The organism is Streptomyces sp. NPDC048278, assembly GCF_040652195.1.
Lineage (GTDB): Bacteria > Actinomycetota > Actinomycetes > Streptomycetales > Streptomycetaceae > Streptomyces.
The window spans coordinates 253,717-274,876 of record NZ_JBEZLP010000009.1; the positions used below are offsets into that span (position 1 = coordinate 253,717).

The 21,160-nt window shown below is 73.9% G+C and carries 14 protein-coding genes; 11 read left to right on the plus strand and 3 right to left on the minus strand.

From position 1 onward, the window contains the following. Positions 1-33 precede the first annotated feature (33 nt). Positions 34-432, plus strand: a complete 399-nt coding sequence (locus AB0D74_RS18725; RefSeq protein WP_362587429.1) for a YbaB/EbfC family nucleoid-associated protein — start codon at positions 34-36, stop codon at positions 430-432. A 34-nt stretch (positions 433-466) separates the two neighbouring features. Then, positions 467-4,480 carry a type VII secretion protein EccCa gene (eccCa, locus tag AB0D74_RS18730; RefSeq protein ID WP_362587432.1) on the plus strand — a complete coding sequence of 1,338 codons (4,014 nt, stop codon included), beginning with the start codon at positions 467-469 and terminating at the stop codon, positions 4,478-4,480. A gap of 1,009 nt (positions 4,481-5,489) precedes the next feature. Here the strand turns inward: eccCa and AB0D74_RS18735 are convergent. Next, on the minus strand, positions 5,490-6,146 hold the full coding sequence (locus AB0D74_RS18735; protein ID WP_362587435.1) for a sigma-70 family RNA polymerase sigma factor: 657 nt from the start codon (positions 6,144-6,146) through the stop codon (positions 5,490-5,492). Positions 6,147-6,352: 206 nt separating this feature from the next. Here AB0D74_RS18735 and AB0D74_RS18740 point away from each other — a divergent pair, with 206 nt between their 5' ends. Next, positions 6,353-9,211 (plus strand): AAA family ATPase, encoded by a 2,859-nt coding sequence (locus tag AB0D74_RS18740; RefSeq protein ID WP_362587438.1) that lies wholly within the window; start codon positions 6,353-6,355, stop codon positions 9,209-9,211. Between the two features lie 4 nt (positions 9,212-9,215). Here the strand turns inward: AB0D74_RS18740 and AB0D74_RS18745 are convergent, their stop codons facing one another. Beyond that, on the minus strand, positions 9,216-10,412 hold the full coding sequence (locus AB0D74_RS18745) for a cytochrome P450 (protein WP_362587441.1): 1,197 nt from the start codon (positions 10,410-10,412) through the stop codon (positions 9,216-9,218). 346 nt (positions 10,413-10,758) lie between these two features. On the opposite strand from AB0D74_RS18745, the gene AB0D74_RS18750 reads away from it, so the two are divergent. Beyond that, positions 10,759-11,988 (plus strand): cytochrome P450, encoded by a 1,230-nt coding sequence (locus AB0D74_RS18750; protein ID WP_362587444.1) that lies wholly within the window; start codon positions 10,759-10,761, stop codon positions 11,986-11,988. Between the two features lie 77 nt (positions 11,989-12,065). Here AB0D74_RS18750 and AB0D74_RS18755 read toward each other — a convergent pair whose 3' ends face one another. Then, positions 12,066-13,052, minus strand: a complete 987-nt coding sequence (locus AB0D74_RS18755) for a methyltransferase (protein ID WP_362587447.1) — start codon at positions 13,050-13,052, stop codon at positions 12,066-12,068. Between the two features lie 202 nt (positions 13,053-13,254). Here AB0D74_RS18755 and AB0D74_RS18760 point away from each other — a divergent pair, with 202 nt between their 5' ends. From AB0D74_RS18760 to AB0D74_RS18790, 7 genes are all read left to right on the plus strand, one after another. Continuing rightward, positions 13,255-13,395: a hypothetical protein gene (locus AB0D74_RS18760; protein ID WP_362587450.1), complete on the plus strand. Its 141-nt coding sequence runs from the start codon at positions 13,255-13,257 to the stop codon at positions 13,393-13,395. After that, positions 13,388-14,692 (plus strand): glycosyltransferase, encoded by a 1,305-nt coding sequence (locus tag AB0D74_RS18765; RefSeq protein WP_362587453.1) that lies wholly within the window; start codon positions 13,388-13,390, stop codon positions 14,690-14,692. The genes AB0D74_RS18760 and AB0D74_RS18765 overlap by 8 nt, the downstream gene beginning before the upstream one ends. Positions 14,693-14,801: 109 nt before the next feature. Beyond that, entirely contained in the window at positions 14,802-16,034 is a 1,233-nt protein-coding gene (locus AB0D74_RS18770) for an MFS transporter (RefSeq protein WP_362587457.1), read from the plus strand. Positions 16,035-16,143: 109 nt separating this feature from the next. Continuing rightward, positions 16,144-16,668, plus strand: coding sequence for a cupin domain-containing protein (locus AB0D74_RS18775; RefSeq protein ID WP_362587459.1), 525 nt, complete (start codon positions 16,144-16,146; stop codon positions 16,666-16,668). A 94-nt stretch (positions 16,669-16,762) separates the two neighbouring features. Continuing rightward, on the plus strand, positions 16,763-17,941 hold the full coding sequence (locus AB0D74_RS18780; protein WP_362587461.1) for an acyl-CoA dehydrogenase family protein: 1,179 nt from the start codon (positions 16,763-16,765) through the stop codon (positions 17,939-17,941). A gap of 9 nt (positions 17,942-17,950) precedes the next feature. Next, a complete protein-coding gene (locus AB0D74_RS18785) occupies positions 17,951-18,796 on the plus strand; it encodes an oxygenase MpaB family protein (RefSeq protein WP_362587464.1) in 846 nt (281 codons plus the stop codon). 60 nt (positions 18,797-18,856) lie between these two features. Continuing rightward, entirely contained in the window at positions 18,857-21,079 is a 2,223-nt protein-coding gene (locus AB0D74_RS18790) for a serine/threonine-protein kinase (protein WP_362587467.1), read from the plus strand. The last annotated feature ends 81 nt before the right edge of the window (positions 21,080-21,160 follow it).

The window sequence follows — 21,160 nt, forward strand, 5'->3', positions numbered from 1 at the left end:
CGAACAACGGCCCCCATGAAGGGAGATGCCAGCATGCCCGAGTACGAGCAGATCGATTTCTCCGCGCTCGCCCACCAGGCCCGGCGGATCCAGGGCAGTGTGGCGGACGCACAGCTCGACCTGCACAACATCGAGGCCACGGGCCACAGTTCGGACGGCATGGTCAGCGCGACCGTCTCGGCCGAGAGCCGGATCGTGGACCTGCGCATCGACCCGTCGGTGATCGACCCGGACAACCCGGAGCGGTTGGTCAGGCTCCTCGTCGAAGCCGTCGACAGCGCCCACGACACCGTCACCGAGCAGCGCGCCGAGGCCGTGTCGGGCATCACCGGCGGCCTCCAGGACATCCTGGCCGGACTGAACGGCGAGAGGACCGAGAACAAGAGGGCCTCCGTCGCACCGCGCTTCCCCGACCGCCGTTCCCGGCGATGACCGCGCCCGCGAGCCCGACCGACGAGGAGATCTGATGTCCCGGGTCATCTTCCACCGGCCCGCCAGGGTGGTGCCGCCCCCGCTGCCCACCGACCCGGTAGTGCTCTCCGCGCCGCCGCAGCCGGTCGGCAAGGACAGCAACGGCAGTTGGCTGATGCTGCTGATGCCGCTGCTGTCCAGTATCAGCATGGCCGCTTATCTGATGTCCGGCGGCCGGCGGATGCTGGTCCTGCTCGGCATCGCGTTCGTCGTGCTGTCCATCGGCGTCACCGTCGGCGTGCGGATGCAGATGCGCGGGCAGGCCCGCAAGCAGAAGCTGCGCGCCCGCGACCGCTACCTGGACCACCTGGTCGAGGTGCGGCGCACCGCCCGCCAGGTGGCGGAGAGCCAACGCGCCGTCGCCGCTTGGCAGTTCCCCTCGCCTCGCCGGCTCTGGGCGATCGCGTCCCAGCGGCGCCGGGTGTGGGAGCGCCGGGTGACCGACCCCGACTTCCTGAAGGTGTCCGTCGGTTCGGGCAACGCGCCGCTGTCGACGCCCATCCGGATGTCCACCCGCAACGATCCGACCGTGGAGTACGACCCGCGCGCCAAGACGGCGGCCGACCGGCTGGTCGACTCGATGTCCGTGGTCGGCGACCAGCCCGCCGTGCTGGACCTGGCGAAGGCCGGTGTGGTCAGCGTCCTCGGACCGCCCAAGGCGGCCCGCGAGGCCGTGCGCGCACTGCTCTGCCAGATCGCCGTACTGCACGCCCCCGACGACGTCGGCATCGCCGTCGCGACCGGCGGCGAGGACTGGAACTGGGCCAAGTGGCTGCCCCACACCCATGAACCCGACACCACCGGCGAGGCCGGCGTGGTCCCGCTGGTCGCCGAGGACTTCGAAGGCATCGCCGACCACCTCCAGCAGGCCCTGGAGGCGACCGCCCAGCAGCCGTCCCGTCGGCTGACCCTGGCCGAGCGGGAGGGCCCGGACACCAGGCGCCGCCTGGTCGTCGTCCTCGACCGCTACCTGCCACGGGCGGCCTGGGCCCGCTCGCCGCTCGCCGCCGAACTCCTCGCGGCGGCCGGCCCGCAGAGCGCGATCACCGTCATCTGCCTGGTGGAGCACGAGAACGACGAACCCACCCGCGCCGACGTCCGGGTACGACTCGACGCACACGGCGCCGTCACCGTGGAGGGCCGTCGCGCCGACGCCCGCTCCGCGGTCGAGTCGGCCGTCGCGGCCCGCGCGGAACTGCCGTTGTGCGAGGCCGTCGCCCGGGCGCTGGCCCCGCTCACGCTGTCCGCGGAGGGCGAGGAGATCCTCGCCCAGACCATGTCGCTGCCCAGCATGCTGGGCATCTCCGACCTGGAGAACTTCAGCCCCGAGTCCCTCTGGGTCGACGCCCAGGACGAGGGGGTGCTGCGCATGCCGATCGGCTTCGACAGCGGCGGCCGGCAACTCGTCCTGGACCTCAAGGAGTCCGCGCAGGGCGGCATGGGCCCGCACGGCCTGATCGTCGGCGCCACCGGCTCCGGCAAGAGCGAACTGCTGCGCACCCTGGTCACCGGCCTGACCATGACCCACTCGCCGGAACTCCTCAGCCTGGTCCTGGTCGACTTCAAGGGCGGCGCCACCTTCGCGGGCGTCACCGAACTCCCGCACGTGGCGGGCCTGATCACCAACCTGGTGGACGAGGTCGCCCTGGTCGACCGGGTCAAGGACGCCCTCGTCGGCGAACAGCAGCGGCGGCAGAAGATGCTTCGCGACGCCGGCAACATCGACAACGTCCGCGAGTACCAGCTGCGGCGGGCCGCCGGGGCCACCGGCCCGGACGGGCGCCCGCTGGAACCGCTGCCGTACCTGCTGGTCATCGTCGACGAGTTCGGCGAACTGCTCGCCAACCGCCCTGACTTCATCGAGCTGTTCGTCCAGATCGGCCGGGTCGGCCGCTCCCTGGGCATCCATCTGCTGCTCGCCACCCAGCGCCTGGAGGAGGGACGGCTGCGCGGCCTGGAGGCCAACCTCTCCTACCGGATCTGCCTGCGCACCTTCTCGGCGGCCGAGTCCCGGGTCGTCATCGGCACCCCGGACGCCTACCGGCTGCCGCCGATCCCCGGCTCCGCCTACCTCAAGGTCGCCGAGACGGTCCTGGAGCGGTTCCGCGTGGCCCATGTCTCCGGGACCCACCTCTCGGACGAGCAGCGCGCCCTCGCCGCCGGACCGCTGCCCACCGACCCCGTGCACTTCGCACTGCGGCTGCCGCCCGACCCCGACGCGGAACCGGAGGAGGAACGCGAGCGGGTGCGGCCCATGCTCGAGGGGCCCAGCGAGATGCAGGTCATCGTCGAACGGCTAGGAACGGCAGGCCAGTTGGCCCACCAGGTGTGGCTGCCCCCGCTACCCGGCGCGCTGGCCCTGGACGACCTCACCGGACCCGTCGTGGTCCGCCCGGAGCGGGGCATGACCGCCGACTGGTGGTCCCACAAGGGCGCGCTGCGCACCCCGGTCGGCGTCCTGGACGTACCGCTCCAGCAGCTCCAGCAGCCGCTGGTACCGGACTTCGCCAAGGCCGGTCACCTCGCGGTGGTCGGCGCCCCGCAGTCCGGCAAGAGCACCTTCCTGCGCACCCTGATGCTCTCCACGATGCTCACCCACACCCCGGCCGAGGCCCAGTTCATCTGCCTGGACTTCGGCGGCGGTTCGCTCCAGCCCTTCGAACGGGCCCCGCACGTCAGCGGGGTGGCCGGCCGGCACGACCCGACCCGGGCCCGGCGGGCGGTGGCCGAGGTCCGGCAGCTGATCGCCGAGCGCGAGCGGGTCTTCCGCCACCTCGGCATCGACTCCGCCGACGAGTTCCGGCGGCTGCGCAACTCCGACCGGCTGCCCAAGGACATGCGCACCGCCGACGTCTTCCTCGTGATCGACAACTGGGGTGCGGTACGCGGTGAGATGGAGGGCGTCGAAGCGGCCGTCCTGGACATCGCGGGCCGCGGTCTCGGCGTCGCCGTCCACCTGGTGCTGGCCGCCGGCCGCTGGGCCGACATCCGCACCGCCCTGCGCGACGCCATCTCGGCCCGACTGGAACTGCGCCTCAACGACCCGGGCGACTCGGAGATCAACCGTCGCGCGGCCCGCGCCTTCGGGCTCGCCGCCCCCGGCCGCGGCATGGCGCCGCCCGGCATCCAGTTCCAGGTCGCCCTTCCCCGGCTCGACGGCAGGGACAGCGCCGACGGCCTCGCGGAGGCCCAGGAGGAGGCGATCGGCAAACTCACCGCCTCCTGGTCCGGGCCGGTGGCCCCGCCGATCCGGATGCTGCCCGAGCGCCTCACCGCCGCCCAGCTCGCGGACCGGATCCGGGAGGACGACACCACCCCGGGCGTGCCGATCGGCATCGCCGAGGCCGACCTGGCCCCGGTCCGCCTGGACCTCACCGACGCCGACCCGCACTTCCTGGTCTTCGGAGACGCCGGCTGCGGCAAGTCCACGTTCCTGCGCGGCTGGATGAAGGGCCTGGCGGCCCGGCGCTCCGCCGTCGAAGCGCGTTTCGTCGTCGTCGACTACCGGCGGGCCCTGATGGGCGCGGTGGCCGAGGAGTACATCGGTGCCTACATCGGCGACGCCAACGCGGCCCAGGTCTACATCGAGCAGGTCGTCGCCAAACTCACCGAGCGGCTGCCCCCGCCGAACGTGACCATGGAGCAGCTGCGCAGGCGCGACTGGTGGACCGGCCCGGAGTTCTACGTGGTGGTCGACGACTACGACCTGGTCGCCAACGGCCGTACGTCACCGCTCAATCCGCTGCTGGACTTCCTGCCCCAGGCCCGTGAGATCGGCCTGCACCTGGTGGTGGCCCGCCGGGTCGCCGGCACGGCCCGCGGCTCGATGTCCGAGCAACTGCTCACGCGGGTGAAGGAGTTGGGTACAGCGGGCCTCGTCCTGTCCGGCGATCCGCGGGAGGGCGTGGTGCTCGGCAGCGAGCGCGCGGCACAGCGCCCGGCCGGCCGGGGCGTCCTGGTCGGCCGCCAGACGCCGCCGACCCTGGTCCAGGTCGCCCTGGACGCGTGAGGAGCGGCCCCGGTGGGGCGGAGGGGAAGCGGGAAACGTTCATCTCCGCGGCACCTCCGCCTCCCGGGTGATCGCTACGCTCCGCCGCATGGCAGCGCACGCGACGGCCCCGGCCGTCGGACGGCAGACCGAACCCGCCCTGCCGCTCCGCCGTTCGGCGGACCCCACCACACGGCCCGCACGGCACGGCCGGCCGGACCCGGTCACCCCCGTCACCGAGCCACACCCCGGCAGGACCACCCGCCTCGACACCCCGCAGCAGCCGGGCTGTCCGGAACCCCCGGAAAGCGCCCGACTCGTCGCCGTGGCGGGGACGCAGGGGGCCGCCGTGCTGCCGGTGCCCATGGCCGGGGACCGGCACCGGCACCGGCGGGCGCGACAGTCCCGGGCGACGGCCGGGCGCCCCCTGCCACCGGCGCCCCGCACCCCGCCGGACGCGGCACCACCGGCGGCCCACCCGATCACGGACCGCCCGAGCGTCCCCACCCCGGCCCCGCCACACGGTGCGGCCCCGCGGGGAGCGGACCTCTCGGTCGGCGAAGGCGGGTCAGGCCGAGGCGTCATGGCGGTACGGGGCTCGCGAAAGCGGAAGGCCCCCGCCGGCATGGTCGGCGGGGGCCTGGTGTGCGACGGCACGTGGCTGCGCCCCAGGCGGGAAACACCGGGGCGCACGCTTCACGAGATGAGGTGTGTGCCCGCACAGGCGGCGCCGCCCGGGACCGCTGACGGCGGTGCGCTGCGGGGGCGGGGCTGTGTCCTGGCCTCGGGGCCGACCGCTCTCGTGGGCGTGGGCGTGGGCGTGGGCGTGGGCGTGGGCGTGGGCTTGGGCGTGGGCGTGGTCGGCGGACGGCAGGCACCGCATGGCGACGGGTGGGCGCGGAGGGGACCCCAGTGGTCCCGGCGGTGGCGGTCCGGAGCCCGGCTTCCGTCCCGAGGGAGCCCGCGTGCGGGCGGCGGGGGAGTGCGGTGCCGGAAGGGGCCGGTGCGGGGGCCGTTGCGGCGTCCTCGGTCAGTGCGCGGCGACGGACGGCCGTACGGCGGCCGGGCGCCGGCCGGGATGCCGCTGGGCCCGGGCCGGCAGGCCGTGCCGTGCGCGCAGGGTCGCGCCGTTGCGGTCGCCCAGTGCCTCGCGCAGGGCCCGCAGGGCGTTGTGGGTACGGGACTTGACCGTGCCCTCGGGGACGTTGAGCACCTCGGCCGCGTGCCGGACCGGCTGGTGCAGGAAGTAGACCTGGGCCAGCACCGCGCGGTGCGTGGCGGAGAGCCCGGCGAGCGCGGTGCGCAGCACCTGGCGGTCGAGGACCTGCTCCAGCGGTTCACCCGTCACCGGGATCGACTCCAGCGGGTCGTCCTCCACCTCGGTGGGGCGGGACGAGCGGGCCCGCAGCATGTCGATCGCCAGGCGCCGCGACACCGTCAGCAGCCAGGGCCGCGCCGCCCGCGGGTCGGCGGGCAGGATGTCCAGATTGCGCCAGGCACGGACCATGGTCTCCTGGACCAGGTCCTCCGCCGTCTGCCGGTCACCCTGGGTCCAGCCGAGCAGGCTGCGCATCAGGGAGTTCTTGTTGACGTCGTAGATCATCCGCATCTTCTCCTCCGCGGACCCCGGGACGGGGAACGTCTGCGGTGCGGAAGTCCGTGCCTCGGGTGCGAGTGCCGTCGTCATGAGCTGCCCCATCTGTTGCCGACCGATGGAACGAGCCTGCGGCAGCGCCGATACGGAGACATCCGTGAGCCTCACTGAGATCCCGGAGGCTCGGGGGACCGGCCGACTCAGTGAGCCGGGGGCGGCCGTGTGACCGGGGCCGCAGTTTTCCCAGGCGTCATCTGAAACGGAGTGGGATCTCACAGAAGGGCTCTAGAGTCATGAACATGCTCGGGCAACAGCTGCATCCGGTGATCGGCCGGGAAGCGGAGCAGGCCACTTTGGACCGGCTGGTCTCCGATGTCGCCGCAGGTCGCGGCGGGAGTCTGCTGATCGAGGGCGAGCCGGGCATCGGTAAGTCGACTTTGCTTGCGCACGCCCTGGCCAAGGCCCGTGCGGCCGGCTGCGAGGTGTCGGCCGGGCAGTGCGACGAACTCGGCCGACGGCTGCCGCTCTCCGTGATGACCCGGATCCTGGAGATCGACCCCGGCTCGCCCGACCCCCGCCGCGCCGAGGCGGCGCTCGCCCTGGAACAGCCGCAGCAGGCGGCGGGCTGGACGATGCGGCTGCTCGCCGGGGACCCGGTGGTGGCGGCGACCGAACAACTCCTGGTGCTGGTCGACCGGTTGTGTGCGACCGGCCCGCTGGTGCTGGCGGTGGAGGACCTGCACTGGGCCGACGAGGCGAGCCTGCTGATGTGGCGTCGGCTGTGCCGGGCCTCCGTCCAGCTGCCGTTACTCGTCATCGGCACCTGCCGACCGGTGCCGGGCAACACCGAGCTGGAGCCGTTGCGTCGCGATCTGCGCTCCCGGGGCGGGCAGTTGATCGAGCTCGACCGGCTGCCCGAGGTCGAGGTGGCCCGGCTGACCGGGCTGCTGGCGCACGGTGAACCCGGCCCGGTGCTCGCCGAACGGCTCCGCTCCGCCGCCGGAAACCCGCTCTACGTACGGGAGTTGCTCGACGCCCTGGCCCGCGTCGGCGCCCTGCGCACCACGGACGGCCGGGTGGAGCTGACGTCGGCCGGCCGGGACGTGGAGAAACTCACCGAACTGCGGGAGGTGATCGCGGACCGCATGGTCGGCCTCTCCGCCGACACCCAGGAGGCGCTGCGCGCCGCGTCGTTGCTCGGGCCGGAGTTCTCGGTACGGGACCTGGCCGCGGCGGTGGGCCGCGGCACCGGCTCCCTGCTGGCCGTGGTGGAGGAGGCGCTCGGCGCCGCCGTGCTGGAGTCCGCCGGGTCCCGCCTCCGGTTCCGGCACGGCCTGCTGCGGGAGGTCCTGTACGAGGCGATGCCGCCCGCCCTGCGCACGGCGTTCCTGCGGCGCGCGGCACAGGAACTGATGGCCTCCGGAGCCCCCGCGGAGCGGGTGGCCGAGCTGGTCCTCCCGGTCCTGGACACCGCCGAGGACCGCGAGTGGGAGTGGCTCGCGGACAACGCGGAGCGACTGGTCGTACGGGCCCCGATCGCCGCCGCGGAACTCCTGGAGCACGCCGTGCGCCAGGCGGCCCCGGACGATCCGCGGCTGCCCGTGCTCACCGGCCGGCTGGCCGCGCTCTACTTCCGCATGGGCCCGCTGGACCGTGCCGAGGAGCTGGCCCGCACCGTACTGCGGCAGACCGCCGACCCCGAGCTGCTCGGCCGGGTCAGATGGCTGCTCAGCACCATCGGGATGCGCACCGGCCGCTACGAGGCCGTGGTGGACAACTGGCGCGCCGCCACCGGCGACCCCCGGATCAGCCCCGTCTGGCGGGCCCGGCTGCTCGCTCTGGTGGCGCTGGCCCGGCAGCTCCTCGGGCAGATCGGCCGGGCCCGGCTGGCCATGGCCGAGGCGCTGGACGAGGGCCGGAAACTGGGCGACCCGACCACCGTCGGCTACGCCCTGCACGCCGCCGCCGTCATCCGCAGCTGGCACGGCGACCAGGCCGGCGCGCTGGCCCTGAACGCCGAGGCGCTCGCGGAGGTCGGCAACGACCCGGACCTCGTCGACCTGCGGCTCATCCTGCTCGGCAAACGGGCCACCGACCTGGACGGCGTCGACCGCCTCCAGGAGGCGGAGGAGGCGCTCACCCAGGCCCGTACCCTCGCCGAACGGGTCGGCGCGACCCGGCTGTCGATGACCCTCGTGCAGGGGGCCGAGCGGTACTACGAGCACGGCCGCTGGGACGACGCGCTGGCGGTGCTGGACGAGGTCACCGACCTCCCTCCGCTGTGGCGGCTGGCCCGCCGGGGCCTGAAAGCGATGATCAGCGCCCGCCGCGGACAGTGGGAGGAGGCGGCCGGATTCCTGGACGCACCGGGCGGCGGCCGGACCCCGGGGCAGGGACCCGTCGCCGCGGGACACCTGCTGCTCGCTCGCGGCCTGGTCGCCGAACGGGCGGGCCGGCTGCCCGAGGCCCTTGAGGTGCTCATGGGGCTGATGGCCGAGACCTACGCACACGACCTCGGGAACCACCCGGAGTGGCTGCCCGCCCTGGTCCGGCTGGCGCTCGCCGCCGAGGACCGGCAGACCGCGAGCGCCGCCGGGATCGCCGCCCGGCAGGCCGCCGACCGCCGGCCACGGCCACGGACTCTCGCCGCCGCCGACTGGTGTGCCGGGCTGCTCGACCAGGACCCGGCCCGGCTGCTGGCCGCCGTCGGCTACCACCGGGGCGCCGGCCGGCAGCCGGATCTGGGCAACGCCCTGGAGGACCTCGCCGTGGTCCAGGCCGCGTCCGGTGAACTCGACGCGGCCCGCGCCTCGTTCGGCGAGGCCCTCGCGGTCTGCGCCGAGCTGGGCGCGGACTGGGACGCCCGCCGCGCCGCCGCCCGGCTGCGCCCCTGGGGCGTGCGGGCCGGCAGCCGCGCCCCGCACGTGCGGCCCTCGTTCGGCTGGGAGGCGCTGACCGCGACCGAACGGCGCGTCGCCGACCTGGTCGCCGAGGGCCTGTCCAACCCCGACATCGCCACCCGGCTGCTGCTCTCGCGGCGCACTGTGGAGACCCATGTCTCGCACATCCTCACCAAGCTCCAGGTACGTTCCCGGCGCGAGGTCGGCGCCGCAGCGGACCCCGGCTCCGGCCCCGGACGAGCGGAGGCGCGCGGCTGACGGGTCACGCCGGTGCGCCGCGGAGCAACGGCAGCGCGTGGACGCCGTAGATCATCTTGTCGTGGCGGAACGCCAGCGCGTCGCGCGGGACGGCGAGCCGCAGTGACGGCAGCCGCCGGTGCAGGGCGCCGAGGGCGATCCGGAGCTGGGTGCGGGCGAGATGGTGGCCCAGGCACAGATGCCGGCCGAACCCGAAGGAGAGGTGACCGCGGGCGTCGCGCCGGAGGTCCAGCCGGTCCGCGTCCGGGAACACCTCCTCGTCCCGGTTCCCGATGTTGGTGGCCACGACGACCTCCTCACCGGCCCGCACCACCGCACCGCCGACCTCCACGTCCGTCAACGCCACCCGCCGGCGGCCGAAATGAGAGACCGTCAGGTAGCGGAGCAGTTCGTCGGCCGCCCTCGTGTCCGCGGCCGGGTCGTCGTTCTCCCGCAACAGGGCCAGTTGGTCCGGGTGTTCGAGCAGCGCCAGGGTGCCCAGGGCGATCATTTGCTCGGTGGTCTCGAACCCGGCGATCAGCAGGAGCATCAGCGTCATCACCGTCTCCTCCCGGTTCAGCTTCCCGGCGGCCAGGCCGCCGTGCACCAGCCGGGAGGCGACGTCCGCCCCGGGGCAGCCGGCCTTGGCGTCGACCAGCCCCTCCAGATACGTCATGACCCGGGCCTTGACCGAGGCGCCCACCGCCTCCGAATGGCCGGCCGACTGCATCGTCAGCGCCGCGTCCCGCAGGAACGGGTGGTCCCGGAACGGGACCCCGAGGACCTCGAAGAGCATCAGCAGGGTCACCGGGGTGGCGAAGTCCGCCACCAGGTCGAACCGCCCGGGTCCGCGGAGCAGCGCGTCGACGCGCTCGTCCACCACCCGCCGGATCATCGGCTGGAGGGCGTCGACCCGCCGCGCCGCGAAGTCCGGGATCACCAGCCGGCGCATCCTGCCGTGATCGGGATCGTCCCTGTCGATGAAGGCCCGCTCCCGCGACCGCATCGCCTTCGAACTCGCGCTGCGATGCGGGAACCCCGGCAGGTCGGTGTCGGAGCTGAACCGCTCGCTGTCCAGCAGCACGGCCCGCTGGTCCGCGTGCCGGGTCAGCAGCCGGGCGGCGCTGCCGTCCCACAGCCGCACCCGGCACACGGGCGACTCGAGCCGCAGCCGGTACAGGCCCGGCGGGGGATCGAAGGGCCGTCCGGGGGCCCGGGGCATCGGGAAGGACGGGACGACTCTGCCATCAGCAACCATGACCCACTCGCCGGTTCGGCACCGCAGTGCGTGTCGCGCCGACCGGCCTCGGGGCAGCCGTCGTCCGCACTCCACCCAAGGTAGGAACAGGGCCGGGCCGGCCGACAGGTCCCCGTTCGGGGATCTGTGCCTGTCCTCGCGGGGCAGCCGTACGGTGGCGCTGCGCCCACCCAACTCTCCTGCGCGGTAAGGCAGTTCACCATCCGGAGGGAAGACGGTTCAGCCGCACGCCCCGCCCGGCACCGCGCACGCTCCCGCCCGCAGTACCCGGCGTGCGACCACGCCGCGGCCCACACCCAGGAGGTACCGCGTGACCGGCATCCCCATCGAGACCGTGACCCTCGACAGCGACGGCGGCAGACGGCTGTACGAGCAGGCGGACGAACTCCGTGCCGCAGGCCCCGCCGTCCGCGTCCGCATGCCCGAGGACGTCGTCGCCTGGTCGGTCACCCGCGGAGACGTCGCCAAGCAGCTCCTCGTCCACCCGCACGTCTCCAAGGACGCCCGCACGTCCTGGCCCGGACACCGGCCCGGCGCCGTACCGTGGCTCTATCCCTGGGTGGACGTGATCAGCATGTTCACCTCCGACGGCGACGACCACGCGCGGCTGAGGCAGCTGCTCGGCAGGGCCTTCACCCCGCGCAGGATCGAGGAGCTGCGGCCCGCGATCGAGACGATCGTCACCGACCTCCTGGACGACCTGGCGGCCCGCGGCGCCGACCGACGCGTCGACCTGCGCGCCGGGTTCGCGCACGGTGTGCCCACCCGGGTCATCTGCGACCTGTTCGGTGTCCCCGCCGACCAGCGGCCCGAGATGCTCCGCATCATGGGCGACGTCTTCGCCACCGACGTCACGCCCGAGCACTCCGCGGCGGTGGCCAACGACCTCTACGGCGCGATGCAGGCCCTCGTCGAGACCAAGCGCGGCGCCCCCGCCGACGACCTGACCAGCGTCCTGCTGACCGCCCACGAGGAGGAGGGCGACCGGCTCAGCGAGACGGAACTCATCTCCACCCTGATCGCGATGATCGGCGGCGGCAGCGAGACCACCGTCTCCCTGATCGACGCGGCCGTACGCGAACTCCTCACCCACCCCGACCAGCTCGCCGCCGTCCTCGCCGAACCCGCCCGCTGGGCCGACGTCATCGACGAGACGCTGCGGCTGCACCCGCCGATCATGCACCTGCCGCTGCGGTACGCCACCGAGGACATCGACCTCGGCGAGGGCGTCACCCTACGGGCCGGAGACGCCATCCTCATCGCCTTCGGCGCCCACGGCCGCGACCCGGGCATCCACGACGACCCGGCCGCCTTCCACATCGACCGCGCCGACAAGCAGCACCTGGCCTTCGGCCACGGCATCCACTACTGCGTCGGCGCCCCGCTCGGCCGGCTCGAAGCCGAGATCGCCCTGCCGGCCCTGTTCGCCCGCTTCCCCCGGCTGGCCCTCTCCATCGCCCCCGACGAACTGGAGCCCCAGCACTCCTTCATCGGCAACGACCTCGCCGAACTGCCCGTGATCCTGGGCCCCGCCGCCTAGCGGAGCCGACGCCCCGCACGTACGACAGCGCCACCCCGGCCGGGCTCCCGTCGGCAGGGGTGGCGCCGTCGTGCGGGTCAGACCGCCCGCGCCTCGGCGATGCGCATCGTGCCGGAGGTCTCCGTCATCCCGGTGAACCGGAAACCGGCGGCGCCGAGGAGCGCGGACAGCTCGCCCTCCGTGCGTTCACGGCCGCGGGTGAGGGCGAGCATGATGACGTCCATCGTGAGCGCCGCAGGGGCCGGCCGCTCGTCGGGCAGCACGTTCTCGATGACGAGCAGGGCGGCTCCGGGGGCGGCCGACCTCCGTACCGTGGCGAGGATCCGCGCGGCCCGTTCGTCGTCCCAGTTGTGCAGGACGTGCATCAGGACGTAGGCGTCGGCGGCGGGCACCTCGTCGAAGAAGTCCCCGGCGCGCAGCGCGAGTCGCGGGTGGTCGGGGAAGCCCAGGGCCTCGATGACGCCCGGCTGGTCGAACAGGACTCCCTCGGCGTCGGGGACGGCGTCCAGGATGCCCCGCAGCAGGTGACCCCGGCCGCCGCCGATGTCGGCGATCACGCCGAACGGCGTGAAGTCGTAGGCGTCGACGACCGCCGGGCCGTCCGCCGCCGCCTTCGAGGTCATGGCGTGGTGGAAGATCTCGGCGTCCTCGGGCTGCTCCCGCAGATAGCCCCAGAGCCCGCCGGCCCGGAGCACCTCGATGGCCGGCTCCCCGGTCATCACCGTGTGCCGGAGCAGCGAGAGGCTGTCCAGGTGCAACGGCAGCCCCATCAGCCGGAGCAGCGGGCGTGCGCTCATCGGATGGTCGTCCCGCAGCACGCGGGACGCGTCGGTGTGCGCGTAGCCGCCGTCCCGCTCCTCGAAGACACCGAAGGAGGTGAGCAGGCGCAGGACCCGGTCGAGCGCGCCGGGAGTGGCCCCGCGGGCCGCCGCGAGCTTGCCGACGGGGACCGGCTCGTCGTCGATGAGGTCGGCGACGCCGATCTCGGCCGCGACCTGCAGACAGCGCGCCGGGTAGGCGCCGTACGCGAGCGCGTGGATCGTCTCGGGGGATTGCTGGGTCATGACGGGCAGGGTTCCCTCTCGTCGGTGGCCGGGCACGTCCGGATCGCGTGGGACAAGAAGGTAGGTGCGGCGCCCCGACGCCCGACAGGTCTTCGTTCGGGGATCTGGGAATGTCCCCATGGTGCGGCCGTACGGTGTCGACCGGCGTCAGCCAGGGCCGCGGCACGCTTCCGGGCCCGGATCCCGGACCGAGAGGCGGCCGATGAGCGCGCACCGCAACGGGTTCGACCGCGGCACGGTGACCGTGCCCGCCGGAGAACCAGCGCTGTACGAGCCGGAGTTGACCGAGGCCGCAGGCAGCTCGGCGTCGACGCCGACCGGACGGGGGCCGGCCCGTGCCTGACACCCCCCGCGTCCTCTTCGTGCCCGGCGCCGCCGCGTGGGGGCCGTACAACGCGCTGCGGGCGATGGCCGAGGTGGTCCGCGACCGCGGCGCGCGTCCCGTCTTCGCGATGGACGGCAGCTTCCGCGGGGTCGCCGTCGCGCACGGCTTCGACGAGGAGGTGTACGACGCCTCGCCCCCGCCCGCCGACCCGGCCGCGGGCGGCCCCGCGATGTGGGCCGACCGGGTGCGCGAGAACGCCGTGCACTTCCGCGGCTCCACCCTGGAGCAGCTCCGCACGGTGATCCGGCCGCAGTGGGCCGAGCTGGCGCGGGCCGCCGAGTACGCCCACCCCCGGCTGCGCGCCATCATCGACGAGGTACGGCCCGACCTGATCGTGGTGGACAACGTCGGCGCGGACCCCTCGGTCGCCGCGTCCGGCATCCCGTGGGTGCGGTCGATCTCCGCGAACCCCCTGGAGCTGGCCGACCCGGACCTGCCGCCGGCCTTCTCCGGCTACCCGCTCGGCGACCGCTCCGGCTGGGACGCCTTCCGCGCCGAGTACGCGGCCCTGCACACCGGCCTGCACGCCGAGTTCGACGCCTACTGCACGGCCCAGGGCGCCCCGCCGCTGGAACCGCTGCGGTTCGCCTACGACTCGCCCTGGCTCAACCTCTACACCTACCCGAGCGCCCTCGACTACCCGCGCCCGGCCGAATTCGCCCGCCGCTGGCACCGCCTCGACACCGTGGTCCGCACCGGAGAGCGCACGTTCCGCGTGGCCGACCACCTGCCCGGCACCGGCCCCGTCCTCTACCTCTCCCTGGGCTCCCTCGGCTCCCTGGACACCCGGCTCCTCCAGCACCTGGTGGACGTCGTCGCCCGCACCGGCCACCGCACGATCGTCTCCATGGGCCCCTGCCACCACGAGGTCACCCTCGGCCCGAACATGTACGGCGAGCCGTTCCTGCCGCAGCCCGGCGTCCTGCCCGAGTGCGACCTCCTCATCACCCACGGCGGCAGCAACACCCTGGGCGAGGGCGTCGCCGCGGGCCTGCCGATGATCGTCCTCCCGCTCTTCCGGGACCAGTACGACAACGCCCAGCGCGTCGCCGACCTCGGGTTCGGCGTCCGCATGGACACCTACGGCTTCGACCCCGACGCCCTGGTCGCCACCATCGGGGAACTGCTCGCCGACGACGGCCGCAGGCGGCGCCTCACGCAGGTCCGCGAGGACATCCGCCGCGCCCCGGGCCGCGAGACCGGCGGCACCCTGATCGCCGACCTCGCGGACTCGCTGACCGGGGTACGACGATGAGACCGCCCACCCCGCTTCCCGGTCCCGCTGCGCGGCGGCCCCGGAGCCCCGGTCCGCGCCGTGGCCTTCCCGCGGACCGGCGCCTGAGGGCCCGGGGAGTCACGCCGTGATGTCCGTCCAGCTGATCGCGCCGCGGAGCGTGTGGCATCTGCACGGCTTCCGCCTGCTGCTCCTCGACCGGCTGCTCGCCCCCGCCGCGACGGCCGTCTCGACGGTCGCCGTCTCCTTCGCCGTCCTCGGCCTCACCGGCTCCGTCGCCGACCTGTCGCACGTGCTGGCCGCCCAGATCCTCCCGGCGCTGCTGCTCATGCCGGTCAGCGGCGTCCTCGCGGACCGGTTCGGCGCCCAGTACGTCATCGCCGCGGCCTGCCTGCTCACCGCGTGCTGCGAAGGCACCCTCGCCTGCCTGCTGCTGACGGGACGCCCCGGCATCGGGCAGATCATGCTGCTGGAGGCCGGCACCGGATCGGCCCTCGCGATGTTCCTCCCGGCCTCTACGGCGCTCCTGCCCCGCCTGGTGCCGGACGCGGAGCTCCAGCGGGCCCACGCGATCAGCAGACTGGTGACGAACGGGGCGACCGTCGGCGGCGGCGCGTTCGCCGGGGTGGCCGTGGCCTCCTTCGGCCCCGGCTGGGCGCTGGCCGCGGACGCGACCGCGATGCTCGCCGCGGCCGTCCCCAACCTGCTGATCCGCACCGCCCCGAACGCCTTCCGCCCCGCTCCCGGCCTGCTCGGCGAAGCGCGCGAGGGCTGGCGGGAGTTCCGCTCCCACACCTGGCTGTGGGTCATCGTCCTGCAGTACTCGCTGGTCTTCATGGCCTGCGCGTGGGGGTACAGCGTGCTCGGTCCCGTGGTCGCCCGGGACAGCCTCGGCGGTTCGGCCGCCTGGGGCGAGATCCTGGTCGCCGAGTCGCTCGGACTCGTCGTCGGGGCCTGCGCCGCGACCCGCTTCACCACCCGGCGGCCCCTGCGGTTCGTCACCCTGTGCGGAGCGGCGGTCGCCGCGCCCACGCTGGCCCTGGCGCTGCTCCTGCCGCTCTGGCTGATCTGCGCGTTCTCGTTCGGGACCGGGGTCCTGGTGGAGCTGATGATGGTCCAGTGGAACGTGGTCATGGCCCGGACCATCCCGGCGGACCGGCTCGCCCGGGTCGGCTCGTACGACATGCTCGGCTCGGTGGCCGCCACACCGCTCGGGGCGCTGCTCGCGGGCCCGCTCGCGGCCACCATCGGAATCCGGCCGGCCCAGTTCGCGGCGGTGCTGCTGGCGGTCGCGGTCACCCTGCTCGCCCTGGCACCGAAGGAGATCCGCGCGGAGGCGGGCCGGGCCGCCGCGAACCGCTGACCCGATGGCTGGCATCGCCGATACGCGTTTCCGCCGTCCCGCCGGGCTGCCTAGCGTGGCCGGGTACCGCCGTTCCCCGCAGCCCGCGTGCGACCAGAGGAGCTCCGTCATGAGCCAGCCGCCCCGCCGGATCGTCACCGGTCACGACGAGACGGGCACCTCCGTGTTCCTCTCCGACGGCGAGTCGCCCGTCATCCGCACCGCGCCCGACGGTGCCGCCTTCTACGAGATGTGGAACACCGACTCCGTACCGGCACCCCTCGCGGCGGACGAGCCCGAACCCACGCAGCGCGACCTGACCGTGCCGCCGGCCCCCGGCGGCACCAAGATCCGGGTCAACGAGTTCCCGCCCGGCTGCGTCTCCCCGACCCACCGGACCCAGACCGTGGACTACGGCATCGTCCTGACCGGCGAGGTCGTCCTCGTCCTCGACGACTCCGAGCGGGTGCTGCGCGCCGGGGACGTGGTGGTCCAGCGCGGCACCGACCACCGCTGGGAGAACCGCACGGACACGGCGGCCCGGATGGCGTTCGTCCTGGTCGACGGCGTCTTCACCGAGCCGCTGCTGAAGGTCCTCGGCACGGGGGTGCTCGACTCCCTGCACGGCAGCCCGCTGGCACCCGGCGAGAGCTGACACCGGTCGCGGCGGGCCGCCGCCATTCCCAATTTCTGTAACACGTTCTACGGTGTGCGCCGTCAGGACCGCCCTTGGGGAGCCTGGAGGCGCCGTGCACCTCGACCACACGCCCGAGCAGCAGCGGCTGCGCACCGAACTGCGCGCCTACTTCGCCGGCCTGGTGCCGGAGAACGCCTACGCCCGCTACGCCGACCCGGCCGCGCAGAAACGCTTCTACCGGGAGACCGTTCGCCGCCTCGGCACCGACGGCTGGCTCGGCGTGGGCTGGCCCAAGGAGTACGGCGGCCGTGGCCTGACCGCGATGGAACAGTTCATCTTCTTCGACGAGGCCGCCCAGGCCGGCGTACCGCTGCCGCTGATGGCGCTGAACACCGTCGGCCCGACGATCATGCAGTACGGCACCGACGAGCAGAAGGCGTACTTCCTGCCCCGCATCCTCTCCGGCGAGATCGACTTCGCCATCGGCTACAGCGAGCCCGACGCCGGCACCGACCTCGCCGCCCTGAAGACGCGGGCCGTGCGCGACGGCGACGAGTACGTGGTCGACGGCCAGAAGATCTGGACCACCAACGGCGACACCGCCGACTGGGTCTGGCTCGCCACCCGCACCGACCCCGAGGCCCCGCCGCACAAGGGCATCACCATGCTCCTGGTGCCGACCACCGACCCCGGCTACTCCTGCACGCTGATCAATACCCTCGCCTCGCACGACACCACGGCCAGCTACTACGAGAACATCCGCGTCCCCGTCGCCCGCCGGGTCGGCGAGGAGAACCGCGGCTGGCGGCTCATCACCAACCAGCTCAACCACGAGCGCGTCACCCTCGCCGCCCACGGCACCATGGCCATCCGCGCCCTGCACGACGTGCAGCGCTGGGCCATGGAGACCAAGCTCGCCGACGGCCGCCGGGTCGTCGACCTGCCCTGGGTACGGCGCAACCTCGCCCGCACCCACGCCCGCCTCGACGCCATGAAGCTCCTCAACTGGCAGATGGTGAGCGCTGTCCAGGAGGGCACCCTCACCCCGCAGGACGCCTCCGCCGTCAAGGTCTACGGCTCCGAGGCACGGCGCGACGCCTACGCCTCACTGATGGAGGTGGCCGGCGCGGCCGGGCCGCTCAAGGAGGGCTCGGCGGGCGCGGTCCTCCACGGCGACCTGGAACGCGGCTACCGCTCCGCGGTCATCTTCACCTTCGGCGGCGGCAACAACGAGATCCAGCGGGAGATCATCTCCTGGATCGGACTGGGGATGCCACGGGTACGGCGTTAGCCTGCCGGTATGGACGGTGACGCCGGGCTCTTCACCCCCGACTCCGTGACCTGGCACCTGCACGGCGACCCCATGATGTGGATCGCCGGCATCCGGGCGCTCTACCTCCAGGCGCTGCACCCGCGCGCGGTGCGCGGCGTCATGGAGAACTCGGACTTCCGCAGCGACGCCTGGGGCCGCCTGATGCGGACCGCGACCTATGTGCGCACCACCGTCTACGGCACCACCGAGGACGCCGAGCGGGCCGGAGCCAGGGTACGGAAGATCCACAGCATGCTGGGCGCCACCGACCCCGACACCGGCGAACGGTACGGCGTGGACGAACCCGAGCTGCTGCTCTGGGTGCACTGCGCCGAGATCGACTCGTACCTGCACGTCGGCCGCCGCTCCGGCATCCCGCTCACCGACGCGCAGGCCGACCGGTACATCGCCGAACAGCGCGCCCGCGCCCGCCTGGTGGGCCTCGTCACCGACGCCGTACCCGGCGACCGGGCGGCACTGGCCGCCTACTTCACGTCGGTGCGGCCCGTGCTCGCCGTCGGTGCCGACGCCCGCGCGGTGGACGAGTTCCTGCTCCGCCCGTCGACGCACCCGCTCCTGATACCGGCGCGCGAGGTGCTGTGGCGGCGCGTGGCCCACCTCGCGTACGCCTCCCTGCCGCCGTACGCCCACGAGTTGTACGGCAGACCGGCCCCGGAACCCGCCGTGGTCACTCGCCGGCTGCGCGCCACCGGCACCCTGCTGCGCTGTGTTCCCGCACGTCTGCGCTGGCAACTCCCGCCGAAACACATCCTGGACGCCATCGAGAGGCTCGGCCCGGGCGCACGCCCCGCACCGTACAAAGTCGGGCGATAGACAGCCATACTGGGCGAGCAGGGGGGTGTCACGGACCGCGACGGGGGGCGGCGGCGCGCGATGGCCGACAGCAGGCTTGTCCAGGAGAGGTACCGGCTGCTCGATCTGATCGGGCGGGGCGGGATGGGCGAGGTGTGGCGGGCCCGCGACGAGTCGCTCGGCCGGCAGGTCGCCGTGAAGTGCCTCAAACCGCTCGGCCCGCACCACGACCAGGCGTTCACCCGCATCCTGCGGGAGCGGTTCCGGCGCGAGGCGAGAGTCGCCGCCGCGCTCTCGCACCGCGGGGTCACCGTCGTCCACGACTTCGGCGAGTACGACGGCATCCTCTACCTGGTGATGGAGCTGCTGGACGGCCGCAACCTGAGCCAGCTCCTGGAGGACGACCGGCACCACCCGCTGCCCGTCGGCGACGTCGTCGACATCGCCGAGCAGGTCGCCGCCGCCCTCGCCTACACCCACCAGCAGGGCATCGTGCACCGGGACCTGAAACCGGCGAACATCATGCGGCTCACCGACGGCACCGTGAAGATCTGCGACTTCGGCATCGCCCGCCTCGGCCACGACATCGGCTTCACCTCCCGGCTGACCGGCACCGGCATCGCCATGGGCACCCCGCACTACATGTCCCCGGAGCAGATCGGCGGCACCGAGGTCGACCAGCGCAGCGACCTGTACTCACTGGGCTGCGTCCTCTACGAGATCGCCACCGGGGCACCGCCGTTCGACCTCGACGACGCCTGGGCGATCCTCGTCGGCCACCGCGACACCCCGCCCGCCCCGCCGCGCTCCCACCGCCCCGAACTGCCCGGCTGGTTCGAGCGGGTCGTCCTCGACCTGCTGGCCAAACGACCGGAGCAACGACCCTACGACGCCCGGGAACTGGGCCGCCGGATCACCTCAGGGCGGACGACACCCACCTACGTCCCCACCGTCGTCACCGCGCAGCCCCGGCTCCGGCCCCCGGAACCGGCCGCCCGCGAACCCCGGCTGCCGTCCTGGACCCGGTCCATGACCACCGGCCACAAGGCGACCGGCGCCGCCCTGCGCACCACCCCGCCCGACCCCGGCGCCGGGCTCACCGGCGAGTGGATCGCCCGCCCGGCCACCGGCGCCGAGGCCCCGGCCCCGGCGGACCCCGCCCCCTCCCCGGCGGCCCTCGCCGCCCTCGCCGGCCGCCACAACGCGGGGCTCAGCCTGGGACGGCTCGGCCGCTGGGCCGAGGCCGGCGTGGTGCACCGGGCCGTCGCCGCCGAACGCACCCGTCTGCTCGGCCCCGACCACCCCGACACCCTCGCCAGCCGCTACGAGATCGCCTTCACCCTCAGCCGCACCGGCCGCGCCGCCGACGCGCTGCGCGCGTACACCGAGGTCACCGCCGCCCGGGAGCACGCCCTGGGCGCCGACCACCCGGACACCCTCGCCGCCCGCCAGGAAACCGCCTACGTACTGGGCCAGTTGGGCCGCCACTTCGACGCCCACCAGATGTACACCACCGTCCTCGCCGCCCGGCAGCGGCTGGCCGGCCCCGACCATCCCGACACCCTGCGCTGCCGCCACAACCTCGCCTTCAACCTCAGCAGGCTGGGCCGCCTGGAGGACTCGTACCGCATGGCCCACGACGTGGCCGCGGCCCGCGCCCGGGTACTCGGCCCGGTCCACCCCGACACCCTGGTCACCCGATACGAAGTCGCCTACGCGCTCGGCCAGTTGGGCCGCTGGGAGGAGGCCCTGCAGACCTACCGCGAGGTCGCCGAGGCCCGCGCCCGTGCCCTCGGCGCCGACCACCCCGACACGCTCGCCGCCCGCTACGAGGTCGGCATCAGCCTGGGCCGCCTGGGCCGCAGCGCCGACGCGCTCACCCTCTACCGCGCCCTGATCGACGACCGCACCCGCGTCCAGGGCCCCGCCCACCCCGAGACCCTGCGCGCCCGCCACGGCCTCGGCGTCAACCTCGGCCGCCTCGGCCGCTGGGAGGAGGCCCTGGCCGAGTCCCGCGACGTCTGCGCGATCCGCGACCGGATCCTGGGCCCGGATCACCTCGACACCCTGGTCAGCCGCCGCGAGGTCGCGGTGAGCCTCGGCTGGCTGGGCCGCTGGCCGGACGCGCTGACGGAGTACAGGAAGGTGGCGAGCGCCCGGGAACGAGTCCTCGGCCCGGACCATCCCGACACCCTCGCCAGCCGCAACGACGAGGCCCACTGCCTGGAACAACTGGGCCGAGGCCCCGAGGCGGTGGAGCTGTACCGGAGAGTGGCGGTGCTGCGGCAGCAACGCCGTCCGTGAAGCGCCCCGAAAGGGGCGCGGGGAACTGCGCGACCAGCCACCCGCGACCCGCAGGTCGAAACCGGCCCATCCCGCGGAGCG

Bases quoted from the DNA above. Each gene is read 5' to 3' on its own strand.
- AB0D74_RS18725 (WP_362587429.1), top strand. From the start codon at position 34: ATGCCCGAGTACGAGCAGATCGATTTCTCCGCGCTCGCCCACCAGGCC.
- eccCa (WP_362587432.1), top strand. From the start codon at position 467: ATGTCCCGGGTCATCTTCCACCGGCCCGCCAGGGTGGTGCCGCCCCCG.
- AB0D74_RS18735 (WP_362587435.1), bottom strand. From the start codon at position 6,146: ATGACGACGGCACTCGCACCCGAGGCACGGACTTCCGCACCGCAGACG.
- AB0D74_RS18740 (WP_362587438.1), top strand. From the start codon at position 6,353: ATGCTCGGGCAACAGCTGCATCCGGTGATCGGCCGGGAAGCGGAGCAG.
- AB0D74_RS18745 (WP_362587441.1), bottom strand. From the start codon at position 10,412: ATGCCCCGGGCCCCCGGACGGCCCTTCGATCCCCCGCCGGGCCTGTAC.
- AB0D74_RS18755 (WP_362587447.1), bottom strand. From the start codon at position 13,052: ATGACCCAGCAATCCCCCGAGACGATCCACGCGCTCGCGTACGGCGCC.
- AB0D74_RS18760 (WP_362587450.1), top strand. From the start codon at position 13,255: ATGAGCGCGCACCGCAACGGGTTCGACCGCGGCACGGTGACCGTGCCC.
- AB0D74_RS18770 (WP_362587457.1), top strand. From the start codon at position 14,802: ATGTCCGTCCAGCTGATCGCGCCGCGGAGCGTGTGGCATCTGCACGGC.
- AB0D74_RS18775 (WP_362587459.1), top strand. From the start codon at position 16,144: ATGAGCCAGCCGCCCCGCCGGATCGTCACCGGTCACGACGAGACGGGC.
- AB0D74_RS18785 (WP_362587464.1), top strand. From the start codon at position 17,951: ATGGACGGTGACGCCGGGCTCTTCACCCCCGACTCCGTGACCTGGCAC.
- AB0D74_RS18790 (WP_362587467.1), top strand. From the start codon at position 18,857: ATGGCCGACAGCAGGCTTGTCCAGGAGAGGTACCGGCTGCTCGATCTG.